10 protein-coding genes are annotated in these 11,633 nt (G+C 71.3%); 4 read left to right on the forward strand and 6 right to left on the reverse strand.

The genetic code is table 11. The features are described from left to right. Positions 1 to 90 precede the first annotated feature (90 nt). From fxsA to ACFWFI_RS34045, 4 genes are all read right to left on the reverse strand, one after another. The gene (gene fxsA, locus ACFWFI_RS34030) at positions 91 to 690 is read right to left on the reverse strand and encodes an FxsA family membrane protein (RefSeq protein ID WP_387397953.1); all 600 of its coding nucleotides are present in this window, start codon (positions 688 to 690) and stop codon (positions 91 to 93) included. 78 nt (positions 691 to 768) lie between these two features. Next, positions 769 to 1,536, reverse strand: coding sequence for a polyprenol monophosphomannose synthase (locus ACFWFI_RS34035; RefSeq protein WP_387397956.1), 768 nt, complete (start codon positions 1,534 to 1,536; stop codon positions 769 to 771). Positions 1,537 to 2,070: 534 nt separating this feature from the next. Continuing rightward, complete coding sequence (locus ACFWFI_RS34040; protein WP_387397958.1) at positions 2,071 to 3,711, reverse strand: amidohydrolase; 1,641 nt, start codon at positions 3,709 to 3,711, stop codon at positions 2,071 to 2,073. 68 nt (positions 3,712 to 3,779) lie between these two features. Continuing rightward, the gene (locus ACFWFI_RS34045; RefSeq protein WP_033304241.1) at positions 3,780 to 4,220 is read right to left on the reverse strand and encodes an Lrp/AsnC family transcriptional regulator; all 441 of its coding nucleotides are present in this window, start codon (positions 4,218 to 4,220) and stop codon (positions 3,780 to 3,782) included. Positions 4,221 to 4,423: 203 nt separating this feature from the next. Between ACFWFI_RS34045 and ACFWFI_RS34050 the strand changes: the two genes are divergently transcribed. Then, complete coding sequence (locus ACFWFI_RS34050) at positions 4,424 to 4,834, forward strand: hypothetical protein (protein ID WP_387397960.1); 411 nt, start codon at positions 4,424 to 4,426, stop codon at positions 4,832 to 4,834. A 416-nt stretch (positions 4,835 to 5,250) separates the two neighbouring features. Here the strand turns inward: ACFWFI_RS34050 and ACFWFI_RS34055 are convergent, their stop codons facing one another. Further along, on the reverse strand, positions 5,251 to 6,423 hold the full coding sequence (locus tag ACFWFI_RS34055) for an acyl-CoA dehydrogenase family protein (RefSeq protein ID WP_387397963.1): 1,173 nt from the start codon (positions 6,421 to 6,423) through the stop codon (positions 5,251 to 5,253). A 353-nt stretch (positions 6,424 to 6,776) separates the two neighbouring features. Between ACFWFI_RS34055 and ACFWFI_RS34060 the strand changes: the two genes are divergently transcribed. Continuing rightward, the gene (locus ACFWFI_RS34060; protein ID WP_387397965.1) at positions 6,777 to 8,042 is read left to right on the forward strand and encodes a glycoside hydrolase family 18 protein; all 1,266 of its coding nucleotides are present in this window, start codon (positions 6,777 to 6,779) and stop codon (positions 8,040 to 8,042) included. A gap of 334 nt (positions 8,043 to 8,376) precedes the next feature. Here ACFWFI_RS34060 and ACFWFI_RS34065 read toward each other — a convergent pair whose 3' ends face one another. Beyond that, positions 8,377 to 8,742, reverse strand: coding sequence for a nuclear transport factor 2 family protein (locus tag ACFWFI_RS34065; RefSeq protein ID WP_387397967.1), 366 nt, complete (start codon positions 8,740 to 8,742; stop codon positions 8,377 to 8,379). A gap of 503 nt (positions 8,743 to 9,245) precedes the next feature. Between ACFWFI_RS34065 and ACFWFI_RS34070 the strand changes: the two genes are divergently transcribed. Continuing rightward, on the forward strand, positions 9,246 to 10,583 hold the full coding sequence (locus ACFWFI_RS34070) for a hemolysin family protein (RefSeq protein WP_387397969.1): 1,338 nt from the start codon (positions 9,246 to 9,248) through the stop codon (positions 10,581 to 10,583). Next, on the forward strand, positions 10,580 to 11,599 hold the full coding sequence (locus tag ACFWFI_RS34075) for a hemolysin family protein (protein WP_387397971.1): 1,020 nt from the start codon (positions 10,580 to 10,582) through the stop codon (positions 11,597 to 11,599). Before ACFWFI_RS34070 ends, ACFWFI_RS34075 begins: the two co-directional genes overlap by 4 nt. Positions 11,600 to 11,633: the final 34 nt, after the last annotated feature.

Raw genomic sequence — 11,633 nt, forward strand, 5'->3', positions numbered from 1 at the left:
ACACAGAACATGTGTCGCGGCCCGCGGCTCGTTGTGCGTCCGGGGCGCCGCGTGCGTCCGGGGCGCCGCCCGGGGATCGGCGGCGGGCGGTCAGGGGATCAGCGGCGGGCGGTCGGTGCCCTGGCCGTCGTCGGGGCGGGGGCGTGCGGGGGCGCCGTCCTCGCGGATGACCTCGCCCTGGACAACCTTGCCGTCCGGCCGGTGGATACGGGCCTGCTGGAAGGCGTCCGAGAGCCCTCCCGGTGTCGCCGCCCGCATCCGGCGGTCCAGGGAGCGTTCCGCGTAGCGTCCGAGCACGGAGCGGACCGGGGGCAGCAGGAGCAGGAGTCCCGCCGCGTCGGAGATCACGCCGGGGATCATCAGCAGCAGGCCGCCCAGCATCAGGAAGCCGTTGCCCTTGCTGCCGGCCGGGGCCTCGGCCGGGGTGGCGGTGGCGCCGGGCTGCCCCGGCATCTGCTGGAGGGTCTCGGTGAGGTTGCGGAAGGCCCGCCGGCCCGCCCGCTTGATCACCGCGGCACCGAGCACGGCGCCGGCGACGAGGATCAGCAGCACGGTGAAGCCGTTCGCCGCACCGGCCACCACGGTCAGCAGCCAGATCTCCAGCACCAGCCAGGCGGCGATGCCCAGCGGCAGGAGGGTACGGGCGCGTGAGCGCCGTGGACGGGTCGGAGGCGGTGTGCCGGTCGTCATGCCCCCAGTGTGCCTGTACGGGCGTGCAAGCGGCGTAAGGGGGTGATCATGAGGCTGCGGCGGCCCCGGCCGGCGCCGTCAGAGGGTCTTGCGGCCCAGCACCTTGTTGGCCCGGCCGGTGATGCCCCAGCCGGTGACCCGCCACAGGGCCTCGACGAGGATGTCGCGGCTCATCTTCGAGTCGCCGATCTCCCGCTCCATGAAGGTGATCGGCACCTCGACGACGTGATAACCCGCCTCGACGGCCCGCCGGGCGAGGTCGACCTGGAAGCAGTAGCCCTGCGAGGCGACCTCGTCGAGACCGAGACCGTCCAGGGTCTCGGTACGGAAGGCCCGGTAACCGCCGGTGACGTCCCGAACCGATAGGCCGAGCAGCATCCGGGAGTAGAGACTGCCGCCGCGCGAGATCATCTCGCGGTGCCTGGGCCAGTTGACCACCCGGCCGCCCGGGACCCAGCGCGAGCCGAGGACCAGGTCGGCGCCCTTCAGGGCGGTGAGGAGGCGGGGCAGCTCCTCGGGCTGGTGCGAGCCGTCCGCGTCCATCTCGACCAGGACGCCGTAGCCGTGCTCGGAACCCCAGCGGAAACCGGCCAGATAGGCGGCGCCGAGCCCTTCCTTGCCCTTGCGGTGCAGGACGTGCACCTGGCTGTCGGCCGCCGAGAGCTCGTCGGCGACCTTGCCGGTGCCGTCGGGGCTGTTGTCGTCGGCGACGAGGATGTCCGCTTCCGGAACGGCGGCGCGCACCCGGGCGACGATCAGCTTGACGTTCTCGGCCTCGTTGTAGGTCGGAATGATCACCAAGACTCTGCCGAGCGGGCCGAACTGCCTCTGACCGCCGTCGTTCACTACTGCCCCTTAAAGTCCGTACGCAGGTGCACACCATATCCAGCACGACGCGGGCGGACTCCGACGCGGTCGCAGGGTGGCGTGTACCGCCCGGACAGAAGCGTGGAACTGCGGACAGAAGGGCAGTACTGCGGGTCGGGGCCCGGCGTCCTTCGGGCCGACCTGGGATCCGCTGGCTGCGGGTCGACCGAGAGCCGTTGTCTACTGAACCTCCGGGCCCCACCCGGGTCACACCTGCCGTCCGGACGAAACCTTCCCTCGCCCCCGAGGCGCGGGCGCTGAACCTGGCTGTCAGTGGTGGTGCACCGATGCGGCACACCGCCCCATGACCCAGCGGCGTTCGACGACTGCGTGGAGGTTTGACCGGTCGGACGTCCAATGGTGGACCCGGCCGAACCTACCGGCCCGTGGGCACTTTCTGTCAACAGCCGCTCGACCTGCCATTTCTCTCGAAAGCGCCTGGTCAGTGCCGAGGACCCGCAGGTCGTGGCAGAGTCCCCGCGCCTTCGATCGGCGGTACGAAATGTCCTGACGTCACTCGTTCGGCCGTACGTAGACAGTTTGTCCGAAGACCACCGTCCGCAGGCAGACCGGAAGCTCCGCACCCGGGGTGAGATCGGGCAGGCCAGGGGTGCCGGAGCGTGGGTCGGTCGACCAGCGCGCCACCCGGTCGTCGGGGGTCTGGACCAGCAGTTCGCCGGTGCGCCAGACGGCGTAGTCGGCCGGGGCCCCGGGGACGAGCACACCCCCGTCGTCCCGCCCGACGGCCCGCCAGCCGCCCCGCGTGTGTGCGGTGAAGCCCGCACGAACGGAGACACGGTGCTCAGGAGTGCGGTGATGCGCCGCGGCCCGCACCGTGCCCCACGGATCCAGCGGGGTGACCGGGCTGTCCGAGCCGAAGGCGAGGGGCACACCGGCTCGCAGCAGGGCCGCGTACGGGTTGAGGGTCGCGGCGCGCTCCGCGCCCAGGCGGCGGGCGTACATGCCGTCGGGACCGCCCCAGGCCGCGTCGAAGGCCGGCTGCACGGAGGCGGTGAGGCCCAGCTCGGCGAAGGCGGCGATCGTCTCCGGGGTGAGCATTTCGGCGTGTTCCACCCGGTGCCTCGCGGCCCGGACCCGGGCGAGCCCGAGGGTCTCGGAGGCGGCTCGGACGCCCGCCACCACGGCGGAGACCGCCGCGTCACCGATGGCGTGGAAACCGGCCTGGAGCCCCGCCTCGGTGCACGCGGTCACGTGTGCGGCGATCAGCGCGGCGTCGAGCCGGCCGGTGCCGGTGTGCGGGGCGTCGGCGTAAGGCTCGTGCAGGAGGGCGGTGTGCGAGCCCAGTGAGCCGTCGACGAACAGGTCGCCGGCCGCGCCGACGGCACCGAGCTCGCGGATCCGGCGGGCCCCCTTCGCGTCCTCGACGGGCTCGGCCCAGTAACCGAAGACCCGGGGGCCGGGCTGCTCGGAGGCGAGCTTCAGAAGTCCGGTGAAGTCCTCCTCGTCCGAGATCTCGGGGCCCGCGCACTCGTGCACGGTGCCGATCCCCAGCGAGGCGGCGTGTGCGAGGGCGGCGCGCTGGGCCCGGGCCCGCTGCAGCGGCGTGACGGCGCCGTGGGCGGCGGCCCGCACCGCGTGGTGGGCGTCGCCGGTCAGGGGGGCGTCGGGGTGGTAGCCGGCCAGCCCGGTGACGCCCGGGACCAGGTCCAGGAGCGCCGTGGTCACGACGGCCGAGTGGACGTCCACACGGGGCAGGTAGACGGCCCTGCCGCCGGCCGCGTCGTCGAGCTCCCCACGCGACGGAGGCCGCTGTTCGGGCCAGCGGGCCGCGTCCCATCCGTGTCCGAGGATCACCCCGCCCTCCGCATGACCGTTCGCGAACGCACGTACGAGCCCGAGGGCTTCGCCGAGCGTGCGCGCACCGGAGAGGTCCAGGCCCGTGAGGGCGAGTCCGGTCGATGTGGTGTGGACGTGGGCGTCGGTGAAAGCCGGGGTGACCAGGGCACCTTCCAGGTCGATCACCTCGTCGACGCCACTCGCGAAGGCGTCGGCCGCTCCCTCCGAGCCCACCCACGCGACATGGCCGCGTTCCACGACCATCGCGGTGGCGAACGGATCGGCGGGGCTGTGGACGTCTCCACCGCGCAGCAGCACGGTGCGGTGTTCGCTCTGGGGGGCGGTGCTCTCGGTCATGGGACCAGTCTCGCGCCTGCCGGGACCGGTTCCTCCCCCGCCCCCTCCGCGGTGTCGGGCGGGACGCCTCAGATACGCGGCGGCCGCGCCTCGTAGGGCGTGGAGAGGACGACGGTCGTACGCGTCGAGACGCCGGCCAGCGTCCGGATCCGGGTGAGCAGGTGCTCGAGCTCCAGAGGGCTGGAGACCCGCACCTTGAGGATGTAGTTCTCGTCGCCGGCGACGCTGTGGCACGCCTCCAGCTCCGGCACACCGGCGAGCCGTTCGGCGATGTCGTCGGGAGCGCTCGGGTCGAAGGGTTTCACCGAGATGAACGCGGTGAGGGGCAGGCCGACAGCCTCGGGGTCGACGACCGCGGCGTAGCCCCGGATCACCCCGCGCTGCTCCAGCCGGCGGACGCGCTGATGAACGGCCGAGGTGGACAGGCCCGTGGCCTTGCCCAGGTCGGTGTAGCTCATCCGCCCGTCCTTGACGAGCAACTCCACAATCTGACGGTCCAGCTCCTCCATGCGGATCAACCTATGGCCCCAGGTCCCTCCAGGCACAGTCGTGGGAGCCCCGGAAGGGCACGTTCGAGGGGCATGTGACGAATGCCACAGGTTTACGGGTGGGTAGCTGACGGCCTCGCGGTTACGGCCGACTTCCGACGGGAAGTGCTTGCTGTGGCCGAGGCCGTGGCGCCTTGTCGGCCCACCCGAGGGGGGAAAGACCCATGCAGAGCCTGAAGCTCACCGGACGTACCGAACCGGAGCCCGACGAATACATGACTCCGGACGAGGACACCGTTCTCGACGCGTACGACACATTCGAGATGTACCGGGTGATCTGCCCGGACTGCGCTCAGCCGATCGCCCTGCTGGCGGACGAGGACGTGCTCCCCGAGCACGCGCTGTGCCCCACGCCGTGGAATCCGTTCGTGCTCACCGTCTGCCCCGGTACGAATCGCGACGCCTCCCGGGCACGCCCGGCCGACGAGTCGCTCGAGGCCCAGGAGCAGGAGACCGCGCTGCTGTTGACGCTCCCTCAGGGGCTCGACTGGCGGATGCAGCCCTTCTCGCACGCCGTCGGTCCGGGTTCGCGCCCTCTGCGGTACGTGCCGCAGACGCGGCGTCACGCCGCCTGACGTTCCCGCGCCCCGAGGGCGTGGCTCTGCGCGCACCACGACGGCCGGGCCGGCGTGGTGCGGACAGTTCACCGGACGGCCGGTGGCCTCGGCACCCGAGGAACGGGCGCGCGAATCGGCCGGACAGTGACCCGGGACCCCGAAGCGGCGTTGGCTCCGTATGACCACGCTGCATTCAACGGCCGGCCCCGTCCGCCGCCGTCTCGCCGCACCGACGCCCGGAGAATCGGTTCCCCAGCCCGGACCGCCGCCCCGGGAGTCCGCGCGGCAGTCCGTGCCGCACACCACCGACCCGCCCATCTACAGGGCCATGCTGCGCCATTGGGAGAGCACGGGCCGGACCCTGCCGGGCCGCCATGACCAGGAGTGGAACCGGATCATGGCGACACCGGTCTGGTCGGACCGGCCCGTCCGGGTCAGCGCGTCTCGGGACCCGCGAGGTGACGGGCGATGACCATGCGCTGGATCTGGTTGGTGCCCTCGACGATCTGGAGCACCTTGGCCTCGCGCATCAGCCGCTCGACCGGGTAGTCGAGGGTGTAGCCGTAGCCCCCGAGCACCTGGACCGCGTCCGTGGTCACCTGCATGGCCGCGTCGGTGCAGAAGAGTTTCGCCATCGCCGCCTGCCGCGAGAACGGCAGGCCCGCGTCGCGGAGCCGTGCCGCCTCCAGGTAGAGCGCCCGGCCGGCCTCGATCCGGGTGGCCATGTCGGCGAGCATGAAGCGCAGCCCCTGGAAGTCCGCGATGGGGTGGCCGAACTGGTGCCGCCCGGTGGCGTATCCGACCGCCTGGTCCAGGGCCGCCTGGGCGACGCCGACGGCACACGCGGCGATACCCAGCCGCCCCGAGTCGAGTGCGGACAGGGCGATGGCGAAGCCCTGCCCTTCCTCGCCGATGCGGCGGTCGCCGGAGATCCGTACGCCGTCGAAGTGCAGCTGGGCGGTGGGCGAGCCCTTCATGCCCATCTTCTTCTCGGGCAGGGCTGCGTTGAGGCCCTCGGCGTCGCCGGGGACGAGGAAGGCGGTGATGCCACGGGGGCCGTCCTCCCCGGTACGGGCCAGCACCGTGTAGAAGTCGGCGATGCCGCCGTGCGTGATCCACGCCTTGGTCCCGGTGAGGACCCAGTCCTCGCCGTCCCGTACGGCCTTCGTCCGGAGGGAGGCGGCGTCGGAGCCCGAGGACGGTTCGGATAGGCAGTAGGCGCCGAGCAGGCCGCCGGAGAGCATCGCGGGGAGATGGGCGGTCCGTTGCTCCTCGGTTCCGTACCCGGCGAGGGCGTGGCAGGCGAGCGAGTGGACGCTGACGCCGAGGCCGACGGTGAGCCTGGCGGCCGCCAGCTCTTCGAGGACCTGGAGATAGACCTCGTACGGCTGGTCGCCACCACCGTGTGCGGAGTCGTACGGCAGTCCGAGCAGACCGGCTTCGGAGAGCAGCGTGAAGACCGGGCGCGGGAAGAAGCCCGCCTCCTCCTCCTCGGCCGCCCGCGGAGCGATCTCCTTCGACACGATGTCGCGTACGAGCTCGACGAGCTGCCGGGACTCCTCGCTGGGCAGACGGCGTTCCACCGGCTGCGGGGCACGGTCGGACATGACGGCGCTCTCCTCCCTGTCGGGCGTTACGGCGGTCGCACGCGCGGGGTGTGCGCGGCACCGCCGGGTGGTCCCGGGCGATGCCCGGAAATCTACGGCTCCGCAGCCGATCCTGCCTTCCCGGATCACGGGAGGCGCTGGCCAGCGGCTGTGGCGCGTCGAGTATGCCCGATCGGAGCGCACGCGTCACGGGTCAGCGGGAGCCGTGATCAGGGAAATTGGTCCGAACCATTGACCCAACTGGTCTAGTCCTTCTACGGTCTCCCCCAATGCCTCATCGCGTCCATGTCAATTACGGCCGGGACGGGGCAGGCACCCCCCCACACCCAAGCCCTCCCCCACGAGGAGCCACAATGACCGGACTTCACCGTCCTCGCGCCCGCCTCCGGGCGCTCGCCGCCACCCTCTGTACCGCCGCACTGGGAGCCGCCCTTCTCGGCGTCGCCGGCACGTCGTCCGCGGGGGCGGCCCCCACCGCCACGGCACCGGCGGCCGCCGAGGCCGCCCCCACCGCGGCCGGCGGCAAGGTGGTCGGATACTTCACCAACTGGGGTGTCTACCAGCGCAATTACCACGTCAAGAACATCGAGACCTCCGGCTCGGCGGACAAGCTGACCCACATCAACTACGCCTTCGGCAACGTCCAGGGCGGCAAGTGCACCATCGGGGACAGCTACGCCGACTACGAGAAGGCCTACACGGCCGATCAGTCGGTGGATGGCGTGGCGGACACCTGGGACCAGGAACTTCGCGGCAACTTCAACCAGTTGCGCAAGCTGAAGAAGCTGCACCCCGACCTGAAGGTCATCTGGTCCTTCGGCGGCTGGAGTTGGTCCGGCGGCTTCGCCGAGGCCGCGCAGAATCCCGCCGCCTTCGCCGAGTCCTGCTACAACCTGGTCGAGGACCCGCGCTGGGCCGATGTCTTCGACGGCATCGACATCGACTGGGAGTATCCCAACGCCTGCGGCCTGACCTGTGACACCAGCGGCCGTGACGCCTACGGCAACCTCCTGTCGGCACTGCGCACGAAGTTCGGCACCGGCAATCTGATCACTTCGGCGATCACCGCCGACGGCTCCGACGGCGGCAAGATCGACGCGGTGGACTACGCGGGGGCGGCGAAGTACCTCGACTGGTACAACCCGATGACGTACGACTTCTTCGGCGCGTTCGCGGCGCAGGGCCCGACGGCCCCGCACTCACCGCTGACCTCCTACCCGGGCATCCCGACGGAGGGCTTCAACAGCGACGCGGCGATCTCCAAGCTCAAGGGACTGGGCATCCCCGCGGAGAAGCTGCTGCTGGGCATCGGCTTCTACGGCCGCGGCTGGACGGGCGTCACGCAGTCCGAGCCGGGCGGCGCGGCGACCGGGGCGGCCCCGGGGACGTACGAGGCGGGCATCGAGGACTACAAGGTCCTCAAGAACAGCTGCCCGGCCACCGGCACGGTCGCCGGCACCGCGTACGCCCACTGCGGCACCAACTGGTGGAGCTACGACACCCCGGCCACCATCGCCACGAAGATGGATTACAAGAACGAGCAGGGCCTGGGCGGCACGTTCTTCTGGGAGCTCAGTGGCGACACGACGGACGGTGAGCTCATCAGGGCCATCAACTAGCCCTGACGGGGTACACGGACCGCAGGGCGGGTCAGGGGTGGGGTGCCGGGCGGGCGCCCCACCCCACCCGTCGTGAGCGGGGGCCGCGAGGTCGGAGCACACGCGCGCAGGCGCGGGCCGGCTTCCACGAGGTACCCGTCGACCCCGGCACCGGCACCAACCGGTGCGGCGCTGCCGGCCAGGGCCACGACTCGCCCTGCGGCCCGTACCACGCGGCCCGGTCCTTCGGCCTGGACAGCTGAGGCGCCGGACCGGAGGCAGCTCCGCGTCCCCAGCCGAGGGCCACCGCCGCTGCCGATGCCAGCCTTCGTACGGACCGGTCGCCGGCTGCCCGTCAGCGGTAGTCGTTCTCCCTGAGCTCGATCACCCATGCGCGGCGCTCGCAGATCTTCCCGTCACGCATGCGGAACACCTCGGCCATCGACATGCGCATCACCTCGCCCGTCCCACGCCGCGCCGTCCCGGTGAGTTCCGCCATGACCACGTCGCCCTCCTCGACCATGCGCACCAGCTCCAAGCGGGGCGGGGAGACGAAACCCGGCCCCTCGATGGCGGCGTCGTACGCCTCCTTGCCGGTGAGGTGGAACCCGCCGAAGACGGTCCACTCGATGTCCTCGGTCAGGCAGCTCAGGATCTGGGCATGGTCGTTCCTACGGAAGCCGTCCAGGTAGGTCTCGACGGTCTCCTTGTTACGGGACATACCGCTCTCCTCTTGTCCGCTCGCACGTCGCGATCACTTCACATCCTCGACGGCAGGCCGCTGAGCCGGAAGGAGCCGGGCCGTTCTCGGGCATCCGCAGACCGGAATCGTGGACACCTTTCGGAAACGGTGCGCGGACCGTCGGCCGGGGCCAGGCAACTTCTACAGACGAGTAGAAGCATAGAGTTGCCCCCGCGGGCCGGGGTTCGCTCCGGGAAAGCCCGCCGGGACAGGCCGTGGTCGCGCTCCGCGGCAGCCCGGAGGCCTTCCCGACGTCGGCGGTCGCCTCCGACAGTGGCCGGCCGGTGCGGGACGGGCGGCGCGCCCGTCCCGGGTCGGTGCACGGTGGCCGGGAACCCTGTTCCGGTCGGAATCGTTTTGTGTATGCACGTCTAGATGAGGAGCCCTCGCTTGTCCGCCAGATCGACGGACCCTTCGGAGTACAGTCCACAGCCATCCCGCCCAGCGCTTCCTGAGCACGGCACGCGGCGGGGTGGTGTCGGATGAGTGCCGTGCAGGCCTGGCTGGGCGTGCTGTCCGTTTTCGTGCTGACCGCGGGAACCGGCTACTTCGTCGCCCAGGAGTTCGCGTACGTCTCCGCCGACCGGCTCGCCCTCGCCCGTGAGGCCGAGGCCGGTGACAGGAAGGCCGCCCGGGCGCTGACCGTGCTGGGACGGCTGTCGTTCATGCTTTCGGGCGCACAGCTCGGCATCACCGTGACCGGTCTGGTCGTCGGCTTCATCGCCGAGCCGTCCGTCTCCGCGCTCCTCAGGCCGGCCCTGTCCGGCCTCGGCATTCCCGACGGCGCAGTGAGCGGCATCTCCGTCGTGCTCGCGTTCGTCCTGGCCACCGTGGTCCAGATGGTGCTGGGAGAACTGGCCCCGAAGAACCTGGCCATCGCTGTCCCGGAGAGGCTGGCGAAGGCGCTGTCCGGCTCCACACTGGCGTATCTCAAGATCGTCGGCCCCGTGGTGCGGATCTTCGACGGGGCGGCGAACAAGCTGCTGCGGAAGGTCGGCATCGAGCCTGTCGAGGAGCTGCACCACGGTGCGACGCTGGAGGAGCTCGGCCATCTGATCGGCGAGTCCCATGAGCAGGGGCAGTTGCCGCGCGGTACTGCCGAGCTGCTCGATCACGCCCTGGAGTTCTCCGAGCGGACCCTGCACGCGGTGATGGTGCCCCGTGCGGACGCGGTCTTCGTCCGCAGGGACGCCACGGCCGCCGAGGCGATCGGCCTCATCGGCAGGCACGGCCACTCCAACTACCCGGTGCTCGGTGACCACCCGGACGACGTCGCGGGCGTGCTGGGCGTGCGGGAGCTCATGGGACTGCCCGCGGGACGGCTCGCCACCGCCACCGCCGGCGCGGTGGCACGCGGAGCGCTGCTGCTGCCGGACACCCTGCCGCTGCCGGGTGCCGTGGAGCGGATGCGGGAGCGGGACGACGAGTTCGCCGTGGTCCTGGACGAGCACGGCGGCGTGGCCGGTGTCGTCACCTACGAGGACATCGCCGAGGAGCTCGTGGGCGACATCGCCGACGAGTCGGACACGGTCACCGAAGTGGCCGTCGCCGACGGCGACGGATGGATCGTGGACGCCGGGCGCCGCCTGGACGAGGTGGCCGAGACCACCGGGATCGAACTGCCCGCCGAGGAGGACTACGACACCGTGGCCGGCCTGATCATCGACCGGCTCGGACGCTTCCCGGCCATCGGCGACCGTCTCACGGTGGCGCTGCCCCACGGCGCGGTCGCGGCGATCGACGTACGCGCCCTCGACCGTCACGTGCCGGAACGCATCCGTATCGAGCGTCTGGCCGACCGGACGGAGGAACAGGCATGAGTTTCCCGATGGCGCTCTTCGTCACCGTGCTGCTGCTGATCGGCAGCGGCTTCTTCGTCGCGGCCGAGTTCGCGCTGGTCGCCGCCAAGCGGCACCGGATGGAAAAGGCCGTGGCCGAGGGACAGCGCGGCGCCAAGGCGGCGCTGGCCGGCATGCGCGAGCTGTCACTGATGCTGGCCGGCGCGCAACTCGGCATCACCGTGTGCACGCTGGGCCTGGGTTCGGTGTCCAAGCCTGCGATCTCCCACGAGCTGGACCCGCTGCTGCACGAGCTGGGTCTTCCCACCGCGCTCAGTTACGGCGTCGCCTTCGCCGTGGCGATGATCGTCGTGGTGTTCCTGCACATGGTGCTCGGCGAGATGGCACCCAAGTCCTGGGCCATCGCCCATCCCGAGCGCTCCGCGATGCTGCTCTCCCCGCCGTTCCGGAGCGTCGTGAAGACCGTGCGCCCACTGATCTGGGCCCTCAACAGGATGAGCAACGGCCTGGTGCGGCTGTGCCGGGTCGCCCCGCGCGACGAGCTGACCTCCGTCCACAACCGCGAGCAGCTCACCCACCTGGTGGAGGAGTCCGAGCGGCTCGGTCTGATCAGCGAGGCCGACTCCGAACTGCTGACGCGCTCGCTGACCGAGCCGGAGACCCCGGTGCGCGACCTACAGATCCCGGCCGCCGCCATCTCCGCGGTCGACGGCGACGCGGACGCGGAACAGATCCTGCGCCTGGCGGCCGACACCGACCGCACGCGGCTGCTCGTCCGCCGGCACGGGGCCGTCCTCGGGTCGGTGCACGCCCGTGACGTCCTGGTCGCGCGCGCTCAGGGACGGGCCACCGTCGCGCGTGAACTGGCCCGTCCCGTACCCGAACTGACGGAGGACGCCACCGTCGCCGAGGCGATCGAGCTGCTGCGCCGGCGCAGGGCCTCGCTCGCCGTCGTCCGGGACGCCTCGGGACAGCTCACCGGCATGGTGAGCCTGGACGACCTGCTGGCCCGTTTCCTTCAGCCTCAGAAGGCGTAAGCAGGGCGGATGTGTGAGCGCCCCGGCCCGTGCC

The organism is Streptomyces sp. NPDC060209 (genome assembly GCF_042728155.1).
GTDB lineage: Bacteria > Actinomycetota > Actinomycetes > Streptomycetales > Streptomycetaceae > Streptomyces.

Bases quoted from the DNA above. Each gene is read 5' to 3' on its own strand.
- ACFWFI_RS34070 (WP_387397969.1), top strand. From the start codon at position 9,246: ATGAGTGCCGTGCAGGCCTGGCTGGGCGTGCTGTCCGTTTTCGTGCTG.
- ACFWFI_RS34075 (WP_387397971.1), top strand. From the start codon at position 10,580: ATGAGTTTCCCGATGGCGCTCTTCGTCACCGTGCTGCTGCTGATCGGC.
- ACFWFI_RS34060 (WP_387397965.1), top strand. From the start codon at position 6,777: ATGACCGGACTTCACCGTCCTCGCGCCCGCCTCCGGGCGCTCGCCGCC.
- ACFWFI_RS34055 (WP_387397963.1), bottom strand. From the start codon at position 6,423: ATGTCCGACCGTGCCCCGCAGCCGGTGGAACGCCGTCTGCCCAGCGAG.
- ACFWFI_RS34040 (WP_387397958.1), bottom strand. From the start codon at position 3,711: ATGACCGAGAGCACCGCCCCCCAGAGCGAACACCGCACCGTGCTGCTG.
- fxsA (WP_387397953.1), bottom strand. From the start codon at position 690: ATGACGACCGGCACACCGCCTCCGACCCGTCCACGGCGCTCACGCGCC.
- ACFWFI_RS34045 (WP_033304241.1), bottom strand. From the start codon at position 4,220: ATGGAGGAGCTGGACCGTCAGATTGTGGAGTTGCTCGTCAAGGACGGG.
- ACFWFI_RS34050 (WP_387397960.1), top strand. From the start codon at position 4,424: ATGCAGAGCCTGAAGCTCACCGGACGTACCGAACCGGAGCCCGACGAA.
- ACFWFI_RS34065 (WP_387397967.1), bottom strand. From the start codon at position 8,742: ATGTCCCGTAACAAGGAGACCGTCGAGACCTACCTGGACGGCTTCCGT.